General features: G+C 39.6%; 20 protein-coding genes. 8 read left to right on the top strand and 12 right to left on the bottom strand.

The features are described 5' to 3' along the window. Positions 1 to 335: 335 nt before the first annotated feature. The gene (locus DUT68_RS12755) at positions 336 to 2816 is read right to left on the bottom strand and encodes a M14 metallopeptidase family protein (RefSeq protein ID WP_113638591.1); all 2481 of its coding nucleotides are present in this window, start codon (positions 2814 to 2816) and stop codon (positions 336 to 338) included. A gap of 92 nt (positions 2817 to 2908) precedes the next feature. Between DUT68_RS12755 and DUT68_RS12760 the strand changes: the two genes are divergently transcribed. Next, positions 2909 to 4210: a UDP-N-acetylmuramoyl-tripeptide--D-alanyl-D-alanine ligase gene (locus DUT68_RS12760; RefSeq protein WP_113638592.1), complete on the top strand. Its 1302-nt coding sequence runs from the start codon at positions 2909 to 2911 to the stop codon at positions 4208 to 4210. Positions 4211 to 4289: 79 nt separating this feature from the next. Here DUT68_RS12760 and DUT68_RS12765 read toward each other — a convergent pair whose 3' ends face one another. The 8 genes from DUT68_RS12765 to DUT68_RS12800 form a co-directional block, all read right to left on the bottom strand. Further along, positions 4290 to 5480: a thioredoxin family protein gene (locus DUT68_RS12765; RefSeq protein ID WP_113638593.1), complete on the bottom strand. Its 1191-nt coding sequence runs from the start codon at positions 5478 to 5480 to the stop codon at positions 4290 to 4292. A gap of 376 nt (positions 5481 to 5856) precedes the next feature. After that, positions 5857 to 6384, bottom strand: coding sequence for a gliding motility lipoprotein GldH (locus DUT68_RS12770; RefSeq protein WP_113638594.1), 528 nt, complete (start codon positions 6382 to 6384; stop codon positions 5857 to 5859). Continuing rightward, on the bottom strand, positions 6377 to 7816 hold the full coding sequence (locus DUT68_RS12775; protein WP_113638595.1) for a PSP1 domain-containing protein: 1440 nt from the start codon (positions 7814 to 7816) through the stop codon (positions 6377 to 6379). The genes DUT68_RS12770 and DUT68_RS12775 overlap by 8 nt, the downstream gene beginning before the upstream one ends. 2 nt (positions 7817 to 7818) lie before the next feature. Continuing rightward, positions 7819 to 8964: a DNA polymerase III subunit gene (locus DUT68_RS12780; RefSeq protein ID WP_113638596.1), complete on the bottom strand. Its 1146-nt coding sequence runs from the start codon at positions 8962 to 8964 to the stop codon at positions 7819 to 7821. A gap of 83 nt (positions 8965 to 9047) precedes the next feature. Then, positions 9048 to 9758, bottom strand: coding sequence for a class I SAM-dependent methyltransferase (locus DUT68_RS12785; RefSeq protein ID WP_157960862.1), 711 nt, complete (start codon positions 9756 to 9758; stop codon positions 9048 to 9050). Positions 9759 to 9819: 61 nt separating this feature from the next. Beyond that, entirely contained in the window at positions 9820 to 10968 is a 1149-nt protein-coding gene (locus DUT68_RS12790) for a DUF4932 domain-containing protein (RefSeq protein ID WP_113638598.1), read from the bottom strand. Between the two features lie 277 nt (positions 10969 to 11245). Further along, a complete protein-coding gene (locus DUT68_RS12795) occupies positions 11246 to 11560 on the bottom strand; it encodes a nuclear transport factor 2 family protein (RefSeq protein WP_113638599.1) in 315 nt (104 codons plus the stop codon). A 19-nt stretch (positions 11561 to 11579) separates the two neighbouring features. After that, a complete protein-coding gene (locus tag DUT68_RS12800; protein WP_113638600.1) occupies positions 11580 to 12374 on the bottom strand; it encodes an SDR family oxidoreductase in 795 nt (264 codons plus the stop codon). Positions 12375 to 12498: 124 nt separating this feature from the next. On the opposite strand from DUT68_RS12800, the gene DUT68_RS12805 reads away from it, so the two are divergent. Further along, complete coding sequence (locus tag DUT68_RS12805; RefSeq protein ID WP_113638601.1) at positions 12499 to 12891, top strand: winged helix-turn-helix transcriptional regulator; 393 nt, start codon at positions 12499 to 12501, stop codon at positions 12889 to 12891. A gap of 53 nt (positions 12892 to 12944) precedes the next feature. Beyond that, positions 12945 to 14693 (top strand): aspartate--tRNA ligase, encoded by a 1749-nt coding sequence (gene aspS / locus DUT68_RS12810; RefSeq protein WP_113638602.1) that lies wholly within the window; start codon positions 12945 to 12947, stop codon positions 14691 to 14693. 156 nt (positions 14694 to 14849) lie between these two features. Here the strand turns inward: aspS and DUT68_RS12815 are convergent, their stop codons facing one another. From DUT68_RS12815 to DUT68_RS12825, 3 genes are all read right to left on the bottom strand, one after another. Beyond that, a complete protein-coding gene (locus DUT68_RS12815) occupies positions 14850 to 17249 on the bottom strand; it encodes a TonB-dependent receptor (protein ID WP_237088334.1) in 2400 nt (799 codons plus the stop codon). Between the two features lie 726 nt (positions 17250 to 17975). Next, positions 17976 to 18431 carry a GNAT family N-acetyltransferase gene (locus tag DUT68_RS12820; protein WP_113638604.1) on the bottom strand — a complete coding sequence of 152 codons (456 nt, stop codon included), beginning with the start codon at positions 18429 to 18431 and terminating at the stop codon, positions 17976 to 17978. Between the two features lie 215 nt (positions 18432 to 18646). Then, positions 18647 to 21229, bottom strand: coding sequence for a phosphoenolpyruvate carboxylase (locus DUT68_RS12825; RefSeq protein ID WP_113638620.1), 2583 nt, complete (start codon positions 21227 to 21229; stop codon positions 18647 to 18649). Between the two features lie 326 nt (positions 21230 to 21555). Here DUT68_RS12825 and DUT68_RS12830 point away from each other — a divergent pair, with 326 nt between their 5' ends. The 5 genes from DUT68_RS12830 to DUT68_RS12850 all read left to right on the top strand — a co-directional run bounded on the left by DUT68_RS12830 (position 21556) and on the right by DUT68_RS12850 (position 25569). Then, positions 21556 to 24063, top strand: coding sequence for a glycoside hydrolase family 9 protein (locus tag DUT68_RS12830; protein ID WP_113638621.1), 2508 nt, complete (start codon positions 21556 to 21558; stop codon positions 24061 to 24063). 60 nt (positions 24064 to 24123) lie between these two features. Next, positions 24124 to 24384, top strand: a complete 261-nt coding sequence (locus tag DUT68_RS12835; protein WP_113638605.1) for a type II toxin-antitoxin system Phd/YefM family antitoxin — start codon at positions 24124 to 24126, stop codon at positions 24382 to 24384. After that, on the top strand, positions 24384 to 24650 hold the full coding sequence (locus DUT68_RS12840; protein ID WP_113638606.1) for a Txe/YoeB family addiction module toxin: 267 nt from the start codon (positions 24384 to 24386) through the stop codon (positions 24648 to 24650). Before DUT68_RS12835 ends, DUT68_RS12840 begins: the two co-directional genes overlap by 1 nt. A gap of 100 nt (positions 24651 to 24750) precedes the next feature. Further along, positions 24751 to 24933, top strand: a complete 183-nt coding sequence (locus tag DUT68_RS12845) for a hypothetical protein (protein WP_113638607.1) — start codon at positions 24751 to 24753, stop codon at positions 24931 to 24933. Positions 24934 to 24993: 60 nt separating this feature from the next. Continuing rightward, complete coding sequence (locus DUT68_RS12850) at positions 24994 to 25569, top strand: DUF2911 domain-containing protein (RefSeq protein WP_113638608.1); 576 nt, start codon at positions 24994 to 24996, stop codon at positions 25567 to 25569. Positions 25570 to 25654 lie beyond the last annotated feature (85 nt).

A 25654-nucleotide genomic window follows, 5' to 3' on the forward strand; every position in this document is an offset into this window, starting at 1 on the left:
GGTTAGTTAATAATTAATTAGGAGCTAAATATATACACCTTTTATGTGTAACACAAATTTTATTTAACATTTTTTAACAAAGAAGCCCAAAAAGACACATTTTTTGATATTTATCAGTTCAGAAGTGTAATTATACCGATACAAAACGCTTTAACATATAGCATATTTTAGAGTTAATATTTCATAATAATTAGCAACAAATGAAATGAAAACTCCAAAAGCGAATAAACATTACGCTATTAATTACTGTTTGGACTACACAGACAACAAAAAAGGGAAAGCATTAGCCTTCCCTGTTAAGTTTTTTCATGGCGTTTTACGCCGATGGCTTTGATTTACAAAAACACCGCATTGACCATTAGCTTTTTACCTGCTTCCCAAAAATTTCTAAAGATTACGCCGGTAGATAGGTAATACACCTGGCCCTTCCCTATTTCTTGTTGGGCATACAAAGTTCCTTCAGAAATTTTGCGTTTCACTTTTTCACCTACAACGCCTGCAACATAGCTATCAGGTTTTAGATAGCCAACGTTGTAGCCATTTTCTAAAGGTTCGTAAATGCTCCCATCTGTTTTTAAGGTGTAATAAAATTTTCCTAAGCCAAAAGTTAATGGATGAGATTGATCTAAATAAACCTTATAAATTGCTCCTGGAATTGAATTGCTGAAATCATCGTGGTCCCGTGCGGCGTAAGGGTTTGAATTTTTAGCGTCGTTATTTTTTGGCTCCTCTTTGCGTTTAATTTGGAATGGCTTTTTGCCCACAAATGAACTGATGGCATCCTCCATTAAAATCAATTTACCGCCAGCGCTTACCCAAGTAGCCAGCTGTTCAGCCAATTTATCCGAATAATAACCATCCGGTACAATTAAGGTATTAATTTTATTGATATCCAAATTGGCCGCAGCACCTACGTTGATAGTGGTAAGCTGCATTAGCAAATCTTGTTCAAAAAAGTGCCACACTTCTCCTAAGGATTGCGAGGAAACTTCGTTCCCAGCTAACACCGCAACTTTAGGTTCGGCCAATAAACGATAAACGTTAGATCCAAAATCCTTACCTTTTTCAACAAAACCGCTATTTAAAGTTCTTACATCAACATTCAAATCTTTAAACAATTTTTCCATTTCTACTTGGAAATGGGGATTTTTCCTTTCATTTTCGGCTCTATAAACCAGTAAGGTCCCTGCCCTATATCCTACGCCTCCAATGGTAAAGGACTGTTCCGCTACTCGCACTTTAATATCCCTTCGTTGCAAGGCCAGCAGCGCTTTTGCGTCTTCCATCCCATCCCATGATAATACCCAAGCGTAAGGTTTGGAAGCAGTTGAAACCGATTTTTGTGGCGCTTCAATAAAAGGATAGGCGCCGGTTAAGCTTTCTTTCACACCATAGGCCTTTAAACCGTAAGCATATGGCAAGGCCCAAGCGGTGATATCGTAAGTATTAGAATCAGACACGGCGGTTTGTGGCTCGAAAAGAATGTTTGCGATAACCCCATGCTTTTGAGCCAAATTGATTACCATATCATTACGTTCCAATTTAAAAGCCTCATTTTTCAGCGTTTCGTAATTATAACCATTCAAAGTTCTATCACTTTTATCCGCACCAAAGGTGAAACTAATGTTGTTTTTGGTAAGTAAATCGGCTAGGCTTCTTAGTCTAGATAGGCTTTGCGCTTTTACCACATAACTTTTGTAGGTAGTTGTTGGCTGTAAGCTTTTTTCAAAATATTTCCTAAACTCGTTTAACAATTGCTCGGTATTGCCCGATGTTGCTTCTAAAGTAGCCATGGATGTGGCAAAGTGATGTGAAATGCGGTCTTTCAGTGTAAGCGTATCTCCACTGGCAGTCACCACGGCCAAGCCAGCCCTAATGCCCCCCTGCTCATAAGTCATCCCAATTGCACCATTGTACATCGGATAGGTGTCTCCATAAGATGGGTAAAGCAAATCGAACCTCTCTTTGGTAAAATACTGCCATCCATTTTCATCAAAATACTTTGCATTATTTTTACCTACAATTACCTGAAACTCTTTTTGCCATGCCGTAACAGCTTGGTGCACTGGCTCAGCTGCCGGCGCAAAATAGTATGGCTCGTTATAGCCTTGCTCATGAAAATCAACATGTACCTGCGGTAACCATTGGTGATATTGTTTGATACGTTGGGCGGTTTCAATTTGCGTTTGCCAAGCCCAATCGCGGTTTAAGTCAAAATAGTAATGGTTATACCTGCCGCCCGGCCAAGGTTCGTAGTGTTCTCTTGCCGCTGGATCGGGGTTTGGCGCAGTACCCACCACACTGTTGTAATAGTTTACGTATCTTTCTCTTCCATCCGGATTTAAACAAGGATCAATAATTACTACCGTATTCTTTAACCAAGTTTTCACTTTTTCATCCTTTGATTCAACCAAGGTGTAAAGCACTTTCATTGCCGTTTCGGTTGAATTTGCTTCGTTACCGTGTACATTATAGCTCAACCACAAAATAGCGGGCTGGTTGCTCAGTTTTATCGTTCTATCATTATTGGATAGGGCAATGTTATTTTGCCTGATTTTCTCCAAGCGCTCCATATTGGCCGGGTCAGATACCATAGCTAACAATAACTCACGCCCTTCGTAGGTTTTGCCATAAGTTTGCAGCTTTACCCTCGAGGCAGCTTTAGCGGCAACATCTTTAAAATAATCAACTACTTTTTGATGTTGGGTAAAGTGTGTTCCCAATTCGTAGCCTAAAAAACTATCAGGAGATTGAACTTGGGCATGAAGGGTGGCACAAATAAGCACACACCAAATTGAAAGTAGTATTCTTTTCATGATTTGAAATGTTTACTCAATTATACTAAAAGAATATTTGATTTCATGGAAGCATTCGTAATTTTACACCGTACACTTTTTGAATTTAAACTATGGCTAACATCGAGCAGCTTTATCAGCATTACTTAAAACACCCCGTAATTTGTACCGATACCCGCTCTATTACTCAAGGCTGTTTATTCTTCGCTTTAAAGGGCGATAAATTTGATGCTAATGAATTTGCTGCTAAAGCCATTGACGCAGGAGCTTCCTTTGCCATTATCGATAACCCGAAATTTAAACAAGGTGAACAGTTTATTTTAGTAGACGATGTGTTGAGCACCTTGCAGGAACTGGCAAGGCATCATCGCCAACAGCTACATATTCCAGTAATTGGCTTAACAGGCAGTAATGGAAAAACCACTACAAAAGAATTGATTAGAGCTGTACTTGCCGAAAATTTCGAAGTATTTGCGACCAAGGGAAACCTGAACAACCATATTGGTGTGCCGCTTTCTATTTTAAGCATTACTTCCGCCGTTGAAATTGCAGTAATTGAGATGGGCGCTAATCACCAAAAAGAAATAGCATTTTTATGTGGCATTTCGCAACCTACCCACGGACTAATTAGCAATGTGGGGATGGCACATTTGGAAGGTTTTGGCGGTTTTGAGGGCGTTAAAAAAGGCAAAGCAGAACTTTATGGCTATTTAAGCCAAAGCAATGGTTATGCTTTTGTAAATGCCGCAAATCATGATTTAATGGAAATGATTACCAAGGCAGCTGTTAAAAATGTGGTGCCTTATAATACGGAGGAAACTGGGGCGGTAAAAGGTTTACTGAAGCATAGCGATCCATTAATTGAATTTGATTGGAGCTATAATGGCCAAACCTACCAAGCAAAAGCAAACTTAACCGGAACTTATAATTTCGAGAATATATTGGCGGCTATTGCCATTGGCTGCTTTTTTAAACTCAACCCGGCGCAAATTAATACGGGCTTAGCAAATTACTTCCCAACTAATAACCGTTCCCAGTTGACAAAAACTGATAAAAATACGGTGATCTGCGATTTCTACAATGCCAACCCTAGCAGTATGGCAGCGGCGATAGTGAATTTGAACAGCCTAACATCAAACCATAAAGTGGCTATTTTGGGAGATATGTTTGAGCTTGGCGACGAATCTGCAAAGCAACATCAACATATTGTAGAGTTAGCTGCCAAAAATAATATAGAAACCCTGATTTTTGTGGGGCAGCATTTTTATACCGTGGAAGAAAAATTTAGTGCCAATTTTTTTGCTACACCTGCCGAAGCCGCCGATTTTATCAAAACACAGCAATGGGAAAACTCGCTAATCTTGTTAAAAGGTAGCCGCGGTATGGCTTTAGAGCAGCTACTGCCTTTGTTATAAGTATTGAAGAATTAAATAGTTGTGCCGATGGCGAAGTGCAACCACTTAGCGGGTTAGTCAAAGTCGCTCAACCTTTAACCTAATTTGTTCCCATATTTTGCAAGGCCTGTCTCAAGTCTTTCTTCACGTCTTCCGGTGTGGTTGTGCTAGCTAGCATTGCGTTAGCCATTTCTTTAAACTTATCCGTTTGTTTGGTTTTAATGAAGATGATTGCCTTTACAAAGTCTTTCAGATAGGCTAGGTTACCGTCCTTAGCCGGAACAGGAATCGCATTAAATTTCTCCAGATAAGCATCTAATTTACCTGCTTCAAATAAAGTTGGGCCAAATCCCATCATTGCATTACAAACTTGCTGATAACCAACCTTGGTTGGATTGTTCAAAATTTCATCAAATGCAGCCAATGCTGGTTCCATTTCCTTATTTTCTAAATAGTATTGGGTTTTAAAATAATTGAACACAAAGAAAGAGCGCTGAGGGATATATTTATCTAACACGGTCTTAATGGCATCAAAATCCATTTCTTGCGTTACCTGCACCTCTTCTGATAGGGCAAATTGTATCGTTAAACTTACCAACCGCTCTTCAAAGTCATCTTCACTATATTTTCCTTCTTTTACTATCTTGTTTTTGCTGGAAGAGAAGTAGCTCAAATCCTTTTCCTTAGGTAGTGCAAAGGCATAATTCATTACTAAATCTATCAAATCTGAATTTCCTAAAAGATCAGGCTTTGAGGCCAGAAAATCCTTACTGATATAGCCAAAATCTTCGTCCTGCAACTCGGCTGCTTGCTTAGCAAACTGCAAAAACTGCGCATCACTTAGCTTTTGTGCATTTTTTTTAAGTGTGTAGTATTGTGTTTCTGGATTTTTTGCGGCCTTGGCTAACTTCAAAAAATCATTAGCAGCTAAAAACCCAATACCTTTGTGCAACATTACGCCATCACTATTCATAAATATAAGGTTAGGATAGGCAGATACGTAGTAACGATCAGACAACATTGCTCCTTCGCCTTTCTCCATATCGTATTTTACGTTAATGAAATTGGCATTAAAATAATCAGCAACGGCTTGATTGCTATAAGTTTCGGCATCCATTTGCTTGCAAGGGCCACACCAAGTGGCAAAAGCATCTAGGAAAATCATTTTATTTTCCTTTTTGGCTTGTGCCAATACATCAGTCCAAACAGGATTTTCCAGAAATTTAATTTCGGCGGCATTAACACCTAAGGCAAGCACTACCAAACACAGGGTAAATAATGTCTTTTTCATATACAACAACTACTAAATGATCGGTTTTGAATGATCAAATTACCGAACCATCATAACAGCTCACAATTTAACAATTTAACCACAAAGTACGCAAAGGATTATTTCAGCTCAACAATTAAAACTATACAAACACTATGCGGTTGAACCACAAAGCACACAAAGGTTTAGTTCAATTTGATAGTTGAAATGATTAGCCCATTACAACCACCACGTAATTTTAACCACAAAGACACAAAGTGCACAAAGGTTTAGTCCAACTCAACAGTTGAAACGATTAGCCCATTACAACCACCACGTAATTTTAACCACAAAAGCACAAAGTGCACAAAGGTTTAGTTCAATTCAACAGTTAGCACAAAACCTGTCAAACAAAACACTACTTAACTTCGATACCGATATCGCTAACGCCTAAAAGTGGGTTGTCTCTCATATTCTGCTCCACCTCAATGCTATATTTGCCAGTATCGGTAAACAAATGGTTTTTTAACAGAGGGAACGAGTAGGTGTATAAATCTCCGGAACCTTTTCCTAGCCACTGACCATCAGCTTTTGCCAATTTAAACTGGTAACGCACTTTTTTATTCCCTTTTGGTTGTTTAAAATTAACCAAAACATAAAGGTTAGCATAGCGATAATCATTACTGATGCGCAACTTGAAATTTGCCTGATAAGGTCTTGAAATATCTTTGATTTCAAAGTCAGCCTTGGTAGGATTAGCGTAAAGCCATTGATTATTTTCAATATTTTGATTGGTATCAATAACCGCATTGAAATTGCAGGCCGAAAAAACACATAAACAACACAAGCATAGCAATTGAAACAGCTCTTTGCCCGCAAAGGGAAAAGACACCTTTCTAACACCTATTAAACTTTGTGCTACTGTATTTCTAACTAGTTTATTCATTAGGCTTTGGTCCTTGTTCTTTATTTTTGCCTTCCCTATTTCTGTTCCTATTTTTATTTCTGTTCCTATTATTACGGCGTTGTTCTGGATTTGTACCCTCAGCCTGTGGTTTTGCTGAAGCCTCATTTGGCTTAGCCTCTACAGGTTTTTGCTGTGGCCTTTGGTTTTGCTGAGGTCTATTTTCTTGCCGCTGCTGTTGATTTCTTTGTGGCTGCTCTTGCGCAGGTTTATCTTGTGGTTTTTGGGATTTGTTTTGGCTTTGCCCCTTCGGATTTCCCTGACCTTTATTTTTGTCGTTGCGGTTGCGGTTGCGGTTATTTTTACCACGGTTTTTCTCGTCCAAACGCGTTAAGCTGTCCTGTCCAACTACATTTTCGTAGTCGTGTACTTTCTCCACTACGGTAGTGGTTTTTAGCTCAATGGCCTCGTCTTTAAGGTTAGTTGGTTTTTCGCCACGCTTATTCATGGCCATTATTTCCTTTACCCTATCCACTTTCAACGGAATCCAATCCTCCTGATTAGCGTAACTGAACCACATCAATTTTTTAAAGATGTCTGTTTTTTGATGACGGGCGATGCCAGCTTCAGTTTGCAGCACATCAATACGATCTGGGATATCCTTTAAGGCATCCAAATAGGTATCCAGCTCATAATTTAAGCAACACTTTAATTTACCGCACTGCCCTGCTAACTTTAAGGTATTTAGCGAAAGATTTTGATAACGTGCCGCAGCGGTAGAAACCGTTTTAAAGTTAGTTAACCAAGTGGAGCAGCACAACTCGCGACCGCAAGAACCAATACCGCCCAAACGGCCCGCTTCCTGGCGCATGCCTATCTGACGCATTTCAATACGGATACGGAAAGCTTCGGCCATTTTTTTAATCAGCTCCCTAAAATCAACTCTGCCTTCCGCAGTGTAAAAAAATGTCGCTTTGGTCCTATCACCTTGGTAATCAACATCGCTGATTTTCATAGAAAGTTTCAAATCCAGCGCCAAAGTTCGGGCTTTGTGCATGGTTTCCCATTCCAAACCTTTGGCTTGTTTCCACTTTTCTACATCAGCTTCTGTAGCTTTACGATAAACTTTACGAGTTACCTGATCAACGTGGGTTTTACGGCGTTTCAGCTGCGTACGCACCAACTCGCCAGTTAGCGAAACGTGGCCAATATCATAGCCACCTGTGGCACCTTCAACGGCAACCAACTCGCCAATTTCCAGATAAATATCATCGTGATTTACAAAAAACTCTTTACGTGAGCCTTTAAATTTAACTTCGATGATTTGAAAAGGTTTATAATTAGATGGCATATCTAAATTAGACAGCCAGTCGTGTACTTCCATTTTTTGGCAGCCTCCAGTAAGGCACGAGCCATTACTTTTGCAGCCAGCAGGGGCACAACCGCCTCCTGTTGAGCAACTTCCACATCCCATAGTTATGTATATATATATTGAGTCCCTTTCGGGAGCGTTTTAAACTTCATAATTTTTACCAGTTGTAAAGATACATCTAAAAACAGAATTTTCGGATTTGCATTACGCTCAATGTGATAATGCGCTTTCTCCAACTCGTTAATCAAAGCCTCAACCATAGGCATGCTCAGCACCCCCGAAAGCTTTTTTGCCACTTCAAAATGTTGTGGAGGCAGTTTTACCAACATATCGGCACCACTTAAAATTAAGCCGCACTCCCTCAAAAAATTAATTCCGTATTTAATAAAGTTCTTCTGATTTTCGCGGCCCCAGCTTGCGGCGGTTTCTGTAAATGCCATCATATCAGGCACTCTATTTCCGTACGCCATCCGCAGCCACTCGGCAAAATAGCTAGCATTATTGTTCACTTCGTCGCTTAGCAGGGCATTAGCTTCTATCAAATTGCCATCGGCCAAAAAACTATACTCTGCAGCCTGACTTTCAGATAAATTAGCTTTATCCATCAGGTAATTTTGCACTACGTCATCTGGTAGTTTAGGAATTTTAACCAGTTGCGTACGCGATAAGATGGTAGATAAAATTTGTTCCTGATTTTGCGCTACCAAAATAAACAAGGTGTTGGCGGGCGGTTCCTCAATAATTTTAAGCAGGGCATTCCCTTCTTTATCGAGGTACTCTGGCAGCCACATAATTAGCACCTTGGTTTGCGCTTCAAATGCTTTGTAGCTTAATTTTTTGATGATATCATGCGCCTCAGCAATATTGATGTTTGGCTGCTTATTACCCGCATCCAAGTTGGCACGCCAAATATCCAGATCAAAATAGATGCTTTTTTGGATCATCCCACGCCACTCTTCCAAATAGTTTTTGGATACATCATCCTTGCCATTAGCGAAAAACGGATACGAAAAATGTAAATCAGGGTGGATAAGGCGTTCGTACTTGCGACAAGAGGTACACTCGCCACAGCTGTCGTTTGCAGTTGGTTGCTCGCAATTGATGTATTGGGCATAGGCAATAGCCAAGGGCAAAGCTCCGCTACCCTGTGGCGAAAGGAACAATTGCGCATGACTTACCCTATTTTCGGCAACGGTTTGTAAAAGATGTTGCTTTACACTTTCCTGTCCAATAATCTCTTTAAACTGCATTGGTGCAAAATAAGAAATTTTTATTTAGCGGCTAAGGCGATGTGATAATTCGCTGATTTGGATGAAGATTAATGTGCTGCCAACTACGCCCTTTTTATCGCTCTAATGCACATAAAAGCGGGAAAAGCTTGAAGTTCTTTATAATGCTTCGGATCCAGTTTTTTGAATTCTTCGGTAGGCTTGGGTTCAACTAATTGATCAATAAAAAATCCATTGGAGGTTAAAGGAGTAATGCATTCACTCAATGATCTTCTAAAGCTATTCACTTCGATAGCGCTGCCGAAACCTTTCCACGTACAGCTCACCGGCTCAACTTCGAAGTATTTTTTAGATTTAAAGAACTCGTATTCGTAAAACGGATGTTCGATGGATATCACTAGAGCCCCATCAGTTCTTAGTACCCGATGAAACTCTTTCATGGTTGAAGTCCAATCTTCCACATAATGCAGCGCTAAAGCACAAAGTACTACATCGCAGGAAGCATCTGCTATTCTTGTAAGTTGCTCAGCTACATCATGCACAAAAAACTCGCCTTTACCCTGATTCCTTTTCTTAGCTAATTCCACCATTTTGGGGCTAATGTCAAATCCGATAACATTAGCTCCTTTAGCCAGTAAAATCTCCGCATACTTTCCAGGACCGCAAGCGGCATCCAAAACCGTTTTTCCATTCACTTCAGGCAGTAACTGTAACGTGTTTGGCCTATCGTAATAAGCATTGTGTGGTTTATGGTCAATCAGTTCGTCGTACTTGACTGCCATTTGTTCGTAAGCAGCAATGATTTTCTCTTTCATTTTGTTTATAAGAAAAGGCTTACGAAGCTTTTGAAAACTTCGTAAGTTTTTTAAATTCACATTACTGCTGGGCACACCAACTTATCAAATCTGGATACAACAGGTCTATTTTTTTGCCCTTATTCTTTGCATAAAGAACTTTTAGTTCCTCAGTAAATTCATTCATTTTGATAAATCCACGAGCAATCATGGTGGCGTTTACTTCCTTCTCAATCTCGTCCACCAATTTCGGATCTTTTTTCCAATTTTGTTGCGCATAAAGGATAAACACGCCGAATGTCATGTACTCGTTAAAAACCTTTTCGCCAGTTGGATAGTATGCTGTGCCGTATGCGTTTTTGTTAACCCATTTATCACGGTCTTTGAATGCCGCTTCCACTTCGTTCTTGTTTTTTTTCGTTGGAATATCAACGTAATTATGGTCAATTTCGGTAAACATCACCCTCGTGTTCAGCGATTCCAGTTCTTTTTCACTTTTTCCAGGCGTAACCGAAACTGCTGGCAAAATCATCTCAATTAACTTAAAACCATCCTGATTGTAGCCTGTGGTGTAATTTAGCCCATTGATGAGTTTAGAAGTATAAATTACATAGCTATCATTTTTTGCTTCGAAGTTTTTCTCCAACCATCTCCATTGCTTTTGTAAGTTTACCTTCTGTTCATAATCCTTATATAGTTGCTCGTAAAAAGGCTGATGATCTTTATAGAACTTTCTGAAGTTCGATTTCTTGGCAAATTCTTCGATTTCCTTTTTGTAAGTAGTAATTGGGTTCACATCAATTTTAACCTTTGCCACTTCTTGTGCCGGAAAAAGATAAAATTGGTCTGGAATTAAAGTGTCTCCATCAAAATTATAGGTTTTAGAGTTGCCTGTGAAGAAGATATAATTTAAAGGGCTCTCTTTTAACAGCGAATCCATTTTAAGTATAATTAACTCATTTTTAAAAGGTTTGAAGTGAGTTAATACCTCCTTGTAATAATCGCCTTCTTGATCAAACATGTCATCGTTGCCTAGTCCGTAATCAGTAATGGCCTGCATAATGATAAGCAGTTCTTTAACTTCGTTTACTTCGATGTGATACTTGCCTTTGTTTGCTTTGGCAAAAGCTTTGGTGAATTTTACTTTTGGTTGCTGTGCAAATGAAGACAGCGCAGCAACGGTTAAAAACAATGCTATAAAAGCAGTGCGAGCGATAGGGAATCTTCTCATTGAATTAAGTGATTTCGTATGAATGTTGTAAGTGATTTAGAACAGCTAATTACAATGTTACTAGTTAATAGCTGCGGGTGCGGTAATCTTACGGGAGTACTTGTGGGCAAAGGCAGGAAAAAAAGCTGGCCCATGCGGTATGCTGATCTGTTGACGAAGGTCAGGGATCAAAGCTCTTGCAACTATTCCAAGGAATTCGTCACTATAAAAAAACTTACGAACTTTCTAGAAATCCGTAAGCCGATGGTAAATTAGGAAGGTGTGGTCGTGCTCAAATTTACACGATCTGCAGCGATTGGATCAAGCCTTCTTCAAACTCGTAGCGATAGGTTAATACAGCAGGACTACCGGGAAAGTTGCCCGACACTTCTGCTTTCAATGTTTGCTCCGTTTCTGAATATTCAATAGGTTTCATTGTTGCCCGATATTCTTCGTTGGCTTTACTTATCCAATTTTCTATTTCTTTTCTTCCGTTATGTGTTTTGCCTTCGTCAAAAACTACGGCTGTTTCGGTAAAACACTTTGCGTAAGCAACACTATCGAAGTTGTTTTGTGTGTTAACTAATGCTGTTACTACTGCTGGTAAGTTCATATTCATTTTTTTTAAGTTGTTAAATTGTAGGCACCGTGCCTCCGTCTATTATAAATTCGGTTCCAGTTAAATAGCTGGCTCTTGGTGAAACAAGAAAACCTACTAATTCTGCTACTTCTTCAGGTTCGGCAGGTCTTCCAAAAGGTATACCGCCCAATGCATCCATTACACTTTGTTTAGCTTGGTCAACGGTACTATTTGCATTTCTTGCAATTTCACCTAGCCAAGCTTTTGATGCTGTCGTATTGATCCATCCCGGAGAAACGGTAAGTACACGTACCCCCTTAGGCGTAACTTCGTTAGACAAACTTTTACTGTAATTTCTCAACGCTGCCTTTGCCGAAGCATAAGGCAAAGTCGAATCGTACAAAGGAAGCTTACCCTGAATTGAAGCGATATGAATAATCACGCCACTTTTTCGCTCAATCATTTGCGGCAAGAAAGCTTTATCTAAACGAACCGGAGCTAGCAAATTAGCTTGTAAAGTTGATTCCCAATCTTGATCAGTTAACGCAGCAAAACCTCCAGCTGGAGTGGATGAACCTCCTAAATTGTTAACTAAAATATCTAGTTTTCCGTATCTCGAAATTACTTCGCTTACCACTTTTTGTGTGCCGTCCGCTGTACTTAAATCAGCAGAAATGAAATGCAGATTGGCATTCTTTTCTTCAGGTGCATTTCTTGCAGTAATGATAACCGTTGCACCGGCTTGTAGCAGGCGTTCTGCAATCGCTTTTCCCGTACCTTTAGTGCCGCCAGTTACCAAGGCGACTTTGCCAGATAACTCATTATCGAAATTAAAATTTTGTTCCATTGCTTAATTGTTTAGGACAAAGTTCTTACATATGTACGCTTCTCACAAGTATGGAGTTACGATTCATATAGGGACAAATTTTTCCCCTATTGCACAATTTAGAACATAGCCCTATTTTTGATTGATGTACGAAAGAAAGATTTTACCGAACCTGAATTGTGGGTTGGATTTGATTGGCGAAGTGTTGTACGGCAAATGGAAAGTGCGCCTGTTGTGGTTTATTAATCAAGGGCACCAAAGGCCTAGCGAGCTACAGCGTAAAATACCCGATGCTACCAGAAGGGTGTTAAACATTCAGTTGAATGAATTAGAAGCCCACGAGCTGATTACAAAAACTATTTATCCCGTGGTGCCACCAAAAGTAGAATATCACCTAACCGAATTTGGAAAAACACTCATACCCGTAATTGCTGCTTTAGGCAATTGGGGCGATGAGCATGAAGAGCGTTTACGATCGGTGATTTTAAAGCGTATCAATCCTAGCGAACCCGCGTTACAGCAAAATCTCAAATCGTAAATCGTAAATCGTAAATCAATTCGTACTTTTGCCGCTTAAACATTTCAATAAATATGTTAAGAACAACTACTTGCGGTGCATTGACGCTACAAAATTTAGGCGAAAATGTAACCTTGTGCGGCTGGATGCAAAATTCTAGGGATTTAGGCGGAATGACATTTATCGACGTCCGCGATCGTTATGGTATTACCCAATTGGTATTTAACATGAACGATAATGCCGATTTATGCCAGCAAGCTCGTGAACTTGGTCGTGAATTTGTGATCAAAGTGAGCGGGGTAGTGGTTGAGCGTACCAATAAAAACAAAGACATCCCGACAGGAGATATCGAAATTAAAGTAACTGCCTTGGAAATTTTGAACGCGGCAAAACTTCCTCCGTTCCTAATTGCTGACGAAACTGATGGTGGTGATGATTTGCGCATGAAATACCGTTACTTAGATTTGCGCCGTAACCCTGTACGCAACAACATGGTTTTACGTCATAAAATGGCGCAAACCGTACGTAGATATTTGGACGAATTGGATTTTATCGAAGTGGAAACCCCAGTTTTGATCAAATCTACACCAGAGGGTGCCCGCGATTTCGTGGTGCCTAGCCGCATGAACCCAGGCGAGTTTTACGCTTTGCCACAATCGCCACAAACCTTTAAGCAATTGTTAATGGTTTCTGGCTTTGATAGGTATTTCCAAATCGTAAAATGCTTTAGAGATGAGGATTTACGTGCCGACAGACAGCCAGAGTTTACACAAATCGACTGCGAAATGTCATTTGTGGAGCAAGAAGATATTTTGAACGTTTTTGAAGGTTTGATTAGACGTTTATTTAAAGATATCAAGGGATACGATTTGCCAGAAGTGCCTCGTATGCAATACGCTGATGCCATGCGCTTGTATGGATCGGATAAACCAGATACTCGCTTCGAGATGTTGTTTGTAGAAATGAACGACATTGTTAAAGGAAAAGATTTTGCTGTTTTTGACAATGCAGAGTTGGTTGTAGCAATCAATGCTAAAGGTTGTGCGCATTACACCCGTAAACAGTTAGATGAATTAACGGATTTCGTTAAAAAACCTCAAATTGGTGCTACTGGATTAATTTACATGCGCCATAACGAAGATGGTTCATTAAAATCATCAGTAGATAAATTTTACAACGAAGAAGAACTGCAAAAATGGTCGGCTGCTTTACAAACTGAGCCAGGCGATTTAGTGCTTGTTTTAGCTGGTGCGGTGAAAGAGAAAGTACAAAAGCAAATGAACGAATTGCGCCTAGAAATGGGTTCTCGCTTAGGTTTGCGTGATAAAAATAAGTTCTCGGCACTTTGGGTGTTAGATTTTCCTTTGTTAGAGTGGGATGAAGAAAGTGAGCGCTACCATGCCATGCACCACCCATTTACCTCGCCAAAACCGGAAGATATTCCATTGCTAGATACTAAACCTGGCGAAGTAAGAGCAAACGCTTATGATATGGTATTGAACGGCACCGAAATTGGCGGTGGCTCTATTCGTATCCACGATAAGGAAACCCAAGCTTTAATGTTTAAGCACTTAGGCTTTAGTGACGAAGAGGCGCAAAAACAATTTGGTTTCTTGTTAGATGCTTTTGAATATGGTGCTCCTCCGCATGGTGGTTTGGCCTTTGGTTTCGACCGATTAGTGTCGTTATTTGCTGGCCTGGATACCATTAGAGATGTGATTGCGTTCCCTAAAAATAACTCTGGTAGAGATGTGATGATTGACAGCCCAAGCACCATCGACGATAAACAGCTGAAAGAATTGAAAATTAGTACTGTTGGCTAGTTGAAGGGTGACACACCTGTCATTCAGAGCGAAGCGAAGAATCTATTTAATACAAACCCCCGAGAGCTTTAACTTTCGGGGGTTTTTAATTTCCAATAATTTTAATGATTAGCTAATCCAACTAGATAGCAGCTTAATCACAAAAGAACCTTAGCTTTAAAACTTATACGAAACGGTAGTTAAAAACTGACGTGGCGCAATAGGGTTTACGCTGTAATTTTCATGCACAAAATAATTCAATTCATTGGTGATGTTTGATATTTTAGCCAACAACGACACCCTGTTCCTCGTATAACCTGCTGAAAAATCGAACGTTGTAAATCCGCTCAATGGGATTAACCTACTAGTTGCGGCATTTTTGGTGTCATTCCATCCTCCGTTTCTATCTCCAGTATAAAAAGCCGATGCCCCCAATTTAAGACCCCTTATTTTACCACTTTGTAGCGTATAGAAAACAGTAGCATTTGCCGTGTTTTTGGTAGTTCCCACCAACCTTACCCCCTCCACATTTCCGGTGTTGGCTAAGGTATTGGTAAACCTCATGAAATTGTACGAGTATCCTGCAATTACATTTAACCCTTTCAATGGAGAACCTGTTAAGTCTAACTCGAAACCATCACTGCGGGTACTTCCTGAAAATTCCTTGATGTTAGTGTCGGAATTAGGTGTTCCATCGGCTCTTAGCAATGCAGTTTGTGCCAAATTGGAATTTTTGATGACGTAATAAGTGGCATTTGCCGACAATTTCCCTCCAAAGAAATCATTCTTAATTCCACCTTCATACTGATCGATGATAGAGGGCTGCATGGCGTTTCCAAAGATATCCAAGCCGGTATTAGTAGTAAAATTATTAGCATAACTTACATACATCGATGTTGTTTTAAAAGGCTGATAAACCATGCCTAACTTCGGCGAAAAGGCATCATCGAACTTTGTAGCCGTTTTGCTAACATTTCCTGTAGCCAATGCGGTAGTTGCTGCGCTTGCATTTTTCTGATCGGTATAACGAATACCCGCCAACACTTTAAAATTATTGGTGATCTCGAATAAGTTCTGTACAAATGCTCCATACCTGTACACCGGCGTAAGGGTGCGTGAAATGGCTATGCTTTCTGGTGTAAACCCATTTCCTTCGTAAGTGGAAGGATCAAACACATTTACATTGCCATAATTGAATGAAGTAACCAATTGCCCCGCTTGGTTGCGGTAATTAAAAGCATTGTTAGTAACCCTTGATTGATCAGCATCAAGTCCAACCAATAACGTATTTTTAATGCCAAACACATCGAATTTTCCTGTTAAGTTAACTTGCTGATTGTAGGTGTACTCCTGAGTTTTAGCCCTTGATAAATTCCTTGTAGCAATCCCTTGTGTATTAGCCTGAATCCGCTCTGCGCCGTAATAATCTCTTCCGTACGATTGGTATGATCCTATTACATTGACGCTCCAATCTGCATTGAATTCGTGTTTGGCATTTAACTGCATGGTAGCCGTATTAGTGTGATTGTAGGCCCAAGGTGTGTTTAAAAACTTCTCTCTGCCAAAATCTACAATTTGACTATTTACAGAACCCACGCCAAAATCTGGGGTAAAATCACTCTTCAGGTAATCTGCCTGAAACAACACTTCTGTATGCTGCCCAGCTTTGTATAAAACTGATGGATTGATGTAAAAACGATTTGAGCTCACGTTATCCCTGAAACTGCCCGCTTTTTCGGTAGTTCCGATTAACCTAAATGCAACTTTGTTATCTACAGGGCCATAAACATCCACAATGCCCTTGTACTGATCGTAACTTCCTGTACGGAAAGCTACCTCGCCGCCTGTGGTAAACTTTGGCTTTTTGGTAACCATATTCACCACAGCACCACCAGTTACACCGCCGTACAGCAAAGCAGCGCTTCCTTTTAGCACTTCTACAGATTCCAAAGTACTAGCCTCTGGACTGCCGCCAATAGAGGTACGAGCACCATTTTTGAAAACGTTATTGCTACCCAAGCTATAACCACGGGCATAAAAGTTTTCGCCTACGCTTCCTCTGTTTGCACCAAGGGCAACACCATTTACATTTTTCATAATGTCGCCTAACCTATCTGCTTGCTGGTCTTGAATTACCTGTGTAGGGATCACTTGAACCGCCTGCGGCAAATCTTTTGGAGCAATGGCAACCTTACCCAATACAACAGGCTTTTTATTGGTAGATTTATAACCACTTACCGTTACTTCCGCTAGCTGCGAGGCCGACTCGGTGATGGTAATTGTTGCCATACGATACTCGGTTGTGGAAAGCGTTATTGGTACTTCAACCGCTTTAATTCCGATTGCGGAAACCCTTACAACGTAACTTCCAGCAGGCACATTTTTCACCACAAAATTGCCTTGTTCATCAGTTTGGGTATGCTTGTTTGCCCCTTTCAAAGTAATGGTGACAAATGGTGCTGGCGTACCATCTGCTGTTTTAACCGTTCCTTGAATATTTGAAGTAGCCTGTTGCGCAATACTGGCATTGCCGAATAACAACATGGCCATAAAAAACGAAAGTATAAATCTTCTCATGTTTATTTAGATTAAATCTTAATTGTGACAAAAGTATAATAAATCATAGCGCCTGTCAACACCTATTTAAAATTAATCTAAATAAATTTATGACTACTTAGGTGTCTAAGGTGGTTCAAGATTTATTGCCTCATAAGAAAGTGTAGGTCTTTAAAACCATTAACCTTTAAATGATTTATGTGTTTTAAGTATCTTATTGACCATATAAGGCATATAAGAACATGTAAGTTTTTAGAGTTTGCCTTCGCAGCTTAGTGTGCTTAGGTGTCTTAGGTGGTTCAAGATTGACTACCACAGAAGAACGTGTAGGTCTTTAACATCATCAACCCTTTTTAATGATTTTATGCGTTTTAAGTATTTTATTGACCATATAAGGCATATAAGAACATGTAAGCTTATAGTTTGCCCGTACTTAGGTGTCTTAGGTGGTTCAAAAAAATAGTTACCAAATAAGAATGTATAAGTCTTTAAAACCATTAACCTCTTAAATGATTTTATGCGCTCTTATTGACCATATAAGGCATATAAGAACATGTAAGTTTTTAGATTGTGCCTTCGCAGCTTAGTATGCTTAGGTGCCTTAGGTGGTTCAAGATTGATTCCCACATAAGAACGTGTAAGTTAGTTGCTGATAGCATATGCCATAAAAAAGGCCAGGTAATTACCCAGCCAAGCTTGTATTAATTGATTTAACATTGATTACGGCTTTAAGCCACTACATATGCACTAAGACAGTACCATTTCTATATGAGGAATTTCATCTTCCAGGTATACGTCGCTATCCTTTACAAAACCAAAGCTTTCATAAAATTTTTGAAGATACAGCTGTGCGCCAATACGGATAGCCTGTTTTCCATGTGTTTCATATGCTTTTTCAATGCTTTTTTCCATCAAAGTAATGCCGGCACCAATGCCCCTATACTTTGAATTAGTAAGTACGCGTCCAATACTTGTTTCCTTAAAAGAAACCCCTGGCGGAACAATACGCGTATACGCTACAAGTACATCGCCGTCCCAAGCCATTAAGTGATGGCATTTTAAATCCTTCCCATCTACATCTTGATAATTGCAATGTTGCTCAATAATAAAAACCTCACTTCTAAGCCTCAAAATAGTGTATAACTCCAGCTTTGTAAGCTCCTCGAAAGATTTATATGTCCAGTTTAATATCGGCGCTGCCATAATATTGAATGAGTGAATTTTTGAATGACTAAATTAGTGAATGAGTGGATGAATAAATGATTAAATGAGTAGCGCAGATTTTCGCCGAATGGTTCCTGCAAAAATCTGCGCAAATCTCAATACTTATTGTACTTATTAGGCTTCCTGAACTCCTGACTTCCTGTCTTTCCAACTTTCGGACTTTCGGACTTTCGGACTTCCAGGCTTTCTAACTTTTAAGCTAAATTCCTTCCCGCATTTACAATTCCATAAACCGTTCTGATGGCTAATTTTTCGTACGCTTGTTGCGTTTCTTCAGTTAAATCGCCCTGAAGTTGATCCAATGCAAAATGTTGAATTAATACCAAAGGCAGAATGATTTTCTCTCGCACCGCAATTGATTTCTTCTCTACCGGATAATTCTCCATCAGGGTTTCGTGACCAGTTAACTTTAGCAACATGGCTTTAGACAGCTCAAATTCAGCATGTAATTGTTTCCAAAATCCACCGAATTGCTTGTCGTTAGCTAAGTAAGCGGTAATTTCAAAGTCCGATTTACTCATAGACATGATACAGTTATCAACGATAGTTTTAAAATAACCTGATTGCTGATAGGTTTTTTGCACCTGCGCCCAATGTCCTAAATCTTCCTGCGCTTTTAATGCCGTTCCAACGCCGTAAAAACCTGGTACATTCTGTTTCAACTGGCTCCATGAGGTCACAAAACCAATGGCACGTAAATCGTCTAATTTCAGTTTAGTGCCTGCATTCCTTTTTACTGGTCTACTGCTGATGGTGATTTTAGAAAGTAAGCTAAGCGGCGATAACTTCTCCAAATATTCTAAAAACAAAGGGTCGTTACGCAAAGCGATGTAAGCATCATAGCTATCTTTTGCCATTTTATTAAGGATATCAAAATTTTCTGGATCCAACAATACGTTGTGTTTTCCTTTTACCCCAGAAGAAATACCTGCATTAATTAACTGTTCTATATTAAACGCGGCACTATCCACCGAACCATATTGTGAGCTAATGGTTTGCCCTTGTACGGTAAGCTGGATATTCTTGTTGGCAATTTCTTTACCCATTGAAGCATAAAAACGGTGTGTTTTGCCACCACCACGAGCAGGCGGACCACCCCTACCATCAAAAAATGCCAGCTGGATATTATTCTCCTCGGCCACTTTGGTTAAGGCAACTTTTGCCGTAAAAATCGACCAGTTTGCCATTAAGTAACCGCCATCTTTTGTACTATCAGAGAAGCCCAGCATGATGTGCTGTTTGTTACCCCTGCGCTCCAAATGTTTTTTGTAAAATGGATGAGTGTACAAACGCTGCATAATTTCACCGGCACCAGTAAGATCATTCACCGTTTCAAAAAGCGGCACAAAATCAATTGTTAAATTCTCAGGTTCCCAGCCATTCCATAAAAACAGCTCCATCAGCTGCAAAATATCACTGGCTTGTTGGCAGTTACTGATAATAAAACGGTGACAAGCTTCCTCGCCATTTTTTTGCTGAATGTCTTTAATTTCTGCGATGGTTTGTAACGCATCTTTAATGAGTTCATCCTGCTCATCAGCGTAAATTACCTTGGCACTTCTAAAAGAAAGTGTTTTTAGCTTTTCTTCTTCCGATAAATCGGCATAACCAGCATCGTATAATGAGTTAATTGGCTTTTGATTTCGGCAATACTCATGCACTTTTCTCAATACCCTACTATCCTGTCTGATATCCAATGAAGCAAAGTAACAACGGTAAAGCTCCACTTTACGAAGTAAATCTTGCACAATATTCACAAACAGTCCATCATGATATTCGTTAAGTGTAGCAATAATGCCATTTAACTTCTCTATAATGTGATTTGAAATATCTTTTTCTTCCAATGAAGCGTTAAAAGCATTTTCATAAAACAGCTCTTGCAAAGCGTTGATATCATCTTCAACTCCCCTGAAAGTGATCCTGCGTTTAATGTTCCTAAAATCACGGTAATAACAACGGAAAAGAATTTGGCGCAACATTTTGGAAACTTCCAAGGTAGTTTGGGCCTTCACATTTGGATTTCCATCCCTATCGCCTCCTGGCCAAAAACCTAACTCAATTACTTTTTTAGGATCGATATGATATTCGCTTAACAACTGATTTAAACCAGTTTGGATATTTGCCGCAGCAAAGTAGAACACATTTTCCAAGTACCACGCCAAGCTTAGGGCCTCATCAACTGGAGTTGGCGATTTTTTATTGAAAAATGGCGTTTTACCTAATTGTTGTAGCAACTGATTAATGGCTGTGATGTCGTTGGTTTTAATGGCGGCTGTTAAATCGTTGATGATTCCCAGCACTGGCCCTGGATAAAACTGCGTAGGGTGAGCGGTTAACACCAAACGTAGCGAAAACTCTTCCACCAAACGATCTATTTTCTCATGTAAACTGGCATCGTCATTCGCTTTTAAGAATAATGCCCTAAGCGAACTTTGTTCGTCGCTTACGTTTAATTTAGTGAAAGAAGCATCCTCCACGGCATCAAACAATACCACCTGCCGCTCAATGTATTGTATAAACCTAAAAAGTAAATCAATTACACTTTTTTCATCCTTGTCTTGAACGTACTTATCAAAAAACTTCTCAATTAATTGCTTCGGTTTTTCGTGGTTACTTATTCCATCTTCGCAGCTTTTAAAAAATAAGGGCAGTAAAGTTCCTGTATCCTTAATTTTATAAAATGGTAGCGTAAGAAATAAACTGTTGTACAATTCGAAACGAGAAACTACCTCGTTGTTAAAATAATATTCGCGTTGACTTGGTTGATTTAATTGCATGCCGAAAAATAAGTTATATTTTTTTGTTACAAAAATAAAATCGAAATTATCCACTAGTTTAGTAGATTATTTGATTTGATACTTTGATAAATAATTACTAACTTGTGCCTATGAAAGGTTAAAACAAAAATCTTTTAAAAGCATTACAAACCTTAATTTAAGTTTTGTAAAAATTGTTAATTTTTTGGGATAAACGTCCCGACGTACAGTCGGGACGTTTTATTTTATAGCCTTTCCAGTTCTTAAACCGTATTAGTTGCGCTTTGTTTGTTTGTAAAAAGCTTTGCGGTTTATTTTTCATTAACTTAGCCATAAATGCTTTTTTAATGAAGAAACCCCTTTACATCTTTATAAGTTTATCGCTTTGCGTGATAGCCCTTATGGCGTTAAAAACCAAAAATGAGCAGAGCTGGATCAGGATTAACTTATTGGGCTACCAGCCAAACGCTATTAAAGTGGCTGTTTGGGCAAGCAAAAACAATGAGCTCCCAAGCAGTTTTGAAATTGTAGAAAAAACCAGCGGAAAAACAGTTTACACATCTAACAACATCAAGAACTTTGGCACGTATGGCCCATTTAATACAACTGCAAGGCTAAATTTTTCGGAGTTTAAAAAACCTGGCACTTACCTTATTAAAGCCAATGGCGTTACCTCGCCGGAAGTAATTATTGGCCAAGAAGTTTACAAAGGAAGTGCTGATTTCGCTTTGCGCTATTTGCAACAACAACGCTGCGGCTACAACCCTATTTTGAAAGATAGCTGCCATACCCATGATGGATTTGTAGTTTACGGAAAAGATGGCGGCATTAAGGACAGCACCCACTTTGATGCCGTTGGCGGTTGGCATGACGCCAGCGATTACCTGCAGTATTCCACCACTACCGCAAATACGGCCTATCACCTTTTAATGGCCTATCGGGATTTTCCAAAAGCATTTGCTGATGCGAAGCAAGCTAATGGTTTAAATGGCAAAAATGGCATTCCTGATGTGTTGGATGAAGCTCGATGGGGTTTGGACTGGCTATTGAAAATGCATCCGCAACCCAATATCATGTTTAATCAGCTGGCGGATGACAGAGACCATATCAGCATGCGCTTGCCTAAAGAAGACAGTCAGTATGGGAAAGGATTTGAACGCCCTTTGTACTTTATTGATGGCAAGCCGCAGCAAAGAGGCAAGTTCATGAATGACACCAAAGGAACGAGCTCAACGGCAGCCAAATTTGCCAGTGCCTTTGCGCTATCTAGCGATATTTACAAAGCCGACAAAGCGTATTCGCAAAAATTGTTAGAAAAATCGAAATCGGCCTATCAATATGCACTTAAAATAAAAGGTGTAACGCAAACTGCCTCTGTAAAATCGCCCTATATTTATGCGGAAGATAATTGGGTGGATGATATGGAACTGGCCTTAGCCAATGCAAAGTTTGGCGCCGACAAGCTCAAAGCAAAATCTGCACTTGATTCAGCGTTTTTTTATGCGCTACAGGAACCAATAACACCTTGGCTAATTGCTGATACCGCCAAACATTACCAATGGTACCCTTTCATTAACATAGGACATTATGAACTGGCCAAAAAAAGTATCGGCAATAGAAAACGTGAACTTATTAACTATTACAAACAGGGAATTGAGCAGGTGTGGAGCAGAGCGAGAAATAACGCTTTTTATAGAGGTGTACCCTTTATTTGGTGCAGCAATAATTTAACCGTTGCCTTTGCTATGCAGTGCATGTGGTACAAACAATTGAGCGGCGATGGCACTTTTTCTGAGCTGGAACAAGCAAATTTCGACTGGATTTTTGGCTGCAACCCTTGGGGCACCAGCATGGTTTATGGCTTGCCAAACTGGGGCGATACGCCTACAGATCCGCACTCGGCTTTTACGCATTTAGGCAAATACCCTATTGATGGCGGCTTGGTTGATGGCCCGGTTTACACTAGCATTTACAAAGGTTTAATTGGCATTCAGTTAACCAAACCGGATGACTACGCCGAATTCCAAAGTGATTTAGCGGTTTATCATGACGATTATGGCGATTACAGCACCAATGAACCTACCATGGATGGAACTGCCTCACTGGTTTATCTGCTAGCAGCTTACGACAGCAGAACTAATAAAGAATTTTCGAGTTATACGAAGCAATTGGGCGCTATCGTTAGGGGCGACGCGAACCAAAAAGAAATGGCTATCGTGTTCACCGGAGATGAATATGCGGATGGCGGACAAAAAATACTGGCGGCTCTTGAAAGGGAAAACCTGAAAGCTTCCTTCTTTTTCACTGGTAACTTTTATCGAAACCCTGCTTTTGGTTCATTTATTAAAGCCGCAAAAGCTAAGGGGCATTACTTGGGGGCGCACTCAGATCAGCATTTGCTTTACGCCGACTGGAATAAAAGAGATTCTCTGTTGGTAAACAAAGACCAGTTTACAAAAGATATTGCGGCAAACTATAAGGAGATGGAAAAATTCGGCATTGCCCAAAAAGCGGCCCCGTACTTTTTGCCACCGTATGAATGGTATAACCAAACCGTAGCCAACTGGACAGAAGATGCCGGACTAAAACTCATCAATTTTACTGCTGGAACCCGCTCTAACGCCGATTATACTTATCCTGAGTTGGGCAAATCTTATCGAAGCACTACAGAAATTTACAACTCCATATTGGATTACGAAAAGCAACAATCGTTAAACGGGTTTATTTTATTGTTGCATGTAGGCACCGACCCACGCCGGAAAGATAAGTTTTACGACAAGCTTCCAGAACTGCTGCAATATTTGAAACAGCAAGGCTATAAACCGGTTAGGGTAAATGAGCTTTTGAAAAATTGAGATTGGAAGTTTTTAAATCTGTACTTTATTGCGTACATTTGAACGTACATATCCATAATTATGAAAGCAGTAACGATCACGTCATTGAGAAATAATATGAAGTCTTATTTCGACGAAGTAAGCTCATCTGAAGATATTTTAGTTATTCCAAGAAATAACAATGAGGATGATGCGGTTGTAGTAATTTCAATTAAAGAATATAATGCCTTAACAGAAACAGCTCACCTATTGTCTTCTGAAAACAACAGGAATAGACTTCAAGCTTCAATAGAAAGCTTGAAAAATAACGACACGAGAGAATTCACACCAACTGAAAAGTAATGAATATCTTATTTACCGTTGAGGCTTGGGAAGATTTCGAGTACTGGATGGATAACGACCAAGAGGTGGAACATAAAATCAGGTTATTGATCAAAGAAATACAAAGAACACCTTTTCACGGTTCGGGAAAGCCCGAGCCCTTGCGCTATAATCTGAAAGGGTTTTGGTCAAGAAGGATAACTGGAGAGCACAGAATAGTTTACCAAGTTTCTGGCAAGGGAAAAGATCAACAATGTTCAATTATTCAATGCAGATTTCACTACTAATTAGGTTTGGTTATTCATAAAAACCTCCTCGATAAAATCTTCTCAAACAAATGCCTTATTTTGTATTGAAATAACTAAATTTGCCACAAAAGTTAAAAAAATGAGTACTTCAGAAAATAAAAACAATTTTGATTGGGTTTGGTACGTAATAGGCATGGTTGCTTTTGTATTGGCATTTTCGGCCGTTACTTTACATGTTGGCTATCTATTTTTAGCTGCAATTATCGGCTTAATTTTTGGCGGCGTGTTTTTAAATAAAGTAGTTAAAGGCAGAGAATACTAGTTCCCTAGCTTCAATTTATCCAAAAATTAACTGGACAATAACCTAGCACAGTCATATTTAATGAAAAAGATATACTTATTGGTGCTGCTATTGGCTAGCATTGGAGCCGTAAAAGCCCAAAATACTTCTAACGACGGTACAATTGTTTTCCCAAAGGTTGACACTAGTCCGCTTGATGTGATTTACTATCCATTAAACACGTCAAAAGCGAAGGAAGCAATTGCTCCCGTAATTCGAGTCCTGTATTCTCGTCCGCAGAAAAAAGGCAGAGAAATTTTTGGCGTGTTGGAACAATTTGACAAAGTTTGGCGCCTAGGTGCTAACGAAAACACAGAGATTGAGTTTTACAAAACTGTTTCCGTTGATGGCAAAAAAGTAAAAGCCGGTAGGTACAGCATGTTCGCCATTCCAAATAAGGATAAGTGGACCATCATTATCAATAAGCAAACCGATAAATGGGGCGCTTTTACCTATGATGAAAAGAAAGATGTATTGAGAGTGGATATCCCAGTGGGTAAACCAGAAAAAACCGTGGATGCTTTCTCTATGACTTTTGTAGAAACGGCTGAAGGTGCTAATTTAGTGATGGCTTGGGACAATACGCAAACCATATTGCCCATCCAGTTTAAGAAATAAAAGAAATCAACAAATAAAAAAGGGAGAAATTATTCCAGTCATGGTCGGAAGAAATTCCGACCTTTTTTATGTTTTAAAAAATAGG

Origin of the sequence: Pedobacter zeaxanthinifaciens (assembly GCF_003313335.1) — a bacterium.
In the GTDB taxonomy this organism is placed as follows: domain Bacteria; phylum Bacteroidota; class Bacteroidia; order Sphingobacteriales; family Sphingobacteriaceae; genus Pedobacter; species Pedobacter zeaxanthinifaciens.

Coding starts and splice junctions, on each gene's coding strand:
- DUT68_RS12755 (WP_113638591.1), bottom strand. CDS start 2,816: ATGAAAAGAATACTACTTTCAATTTGGTGTGTGCTTATTTGTGCCACC.
- DUT68_RS12760 (WP_113638592.1), top strand. CDS start 2,909: ATGGCTAACATCGAGCAGCTTTATCAGCATTACTTAAAACACCCCGTA.
- DUT68_RS12765 (WP_113638593.1), bottom strand. CDS start 5,480: ATGAAAAAGACATTATTTACCCTGTGTTTGGTAGTGCTTGCCTTAGGT.
- DUT68_RS12770 (WP_113638594.1), bottom strand. CDS start 6,384: ATGAATAAACTAGTTAGAAATACAGTAGCACAAAGTTTAATAGGTGTT.
- DUT68_RS12775 (WP_113638595.1), bottom strand. CDS start 7,816: ATGGGATGTGGAAGTTGCTCAACAGGAGGCGGTTGTGCCCCTGCTGGC.
- DUT68_RS12780 (WP_113638596.1), bottom strand. CDS start 8,964: ATGCAGTTTAAAGAGATTATTGGACAGGAAAGTGTAAAGCAACATCTT.
- DUT68_RS12785 (WP_157960862.1), bottom strand. CDS start 9,758: ATGAAAGAGAAAATCATTGCTGCTTACGAACAAATGGCAGTCAAGTAC.
- DUT68_RS12790 (WP_113638598.1), bottom strand. CDS start 10,968: ATGAGAAGATTCCCTATCGCTCGCACTGCTTTTATAGCATTGTTTTTA.
- DUT68_RS12795 (WP_113638599.1), bottom strand. CDS start 11,560: ATGAACTTACCAGCAGTAGTAACAGCATTAGTTAACACACAAAACAAC.
- DUT68_RS12800 (WP_113638600.1), bottom strand. CDS start 12,374: ATGGAACAAAATTTTAATTTCGATAATGAGTTATCTGGCAAAGTCGCC.
- DUT68_RS12805 (WP_113638601.1), top strand. CDS start 12,499: ATGTACGAAAGAAAGATTTTACCGAACCTGAATTGTGGGTTGGATTTG.
- aspS (WP_113638602.1), top strand. CDS start 12,945: ATGTTAAGAACAACTACTTGCGGTGCATTGACGCTACAAAATTTAGGC.
- DUT68_RS12815 (WP_237088334.1), bottom strand. CDS start 17,249: ATGAGAAGATTTATACTTTCGTTTTTTATGGCCATGTTGTTATTCGGC.
- DUT68_RS12820 (WP_113638604.1), bottom strand. CDS start 18,431: ATGGCAGCGCCGATATTAAACTGGACATATAAATCTTTCGAGGAGCTT.
- DUT68_RS12825 (WP_113638620.1), bottom strand. CDS start 21,229: ATGCAATTAAATCAACCAAGTCAACGCGAATATTATTTTAACAACGAG.
- DUT68_RS12830 (WP_113638621.1), top strand. CDS start 21,556: ATGAAGAAACCCCTTTACATCTTTATAAGTTTATCGCTTTGCGTGATA.
- DUT68_RS12835 (WP_113638605.1), top strand. CDS start 24,124: ATGAAAGCAGTAACGATCACGTCATTGAGAAATAATATGAAGTCTTAT.
- DUT68_RS12840 (WP_113638606.1), top strand. CDS start 24,384: ATGAATATCTTATTTACCGTTGAGGCTTGGGAAGATTTCGAGTACTGG.
- DUT68_RS12845 (WP_113638607.1), top strand. CDS start 24,751: ATGAGTACTTCAGAAAATAAAAACAATTTTGATTGGGTTTGGTACGTA.
- DUT68_RS12850 (WP_113638608.1), top strand. CDS start 24,994: ATGAAAAAGATATACTTATTGGTGCTGCTATTGGCTAGCATTGGAGCC.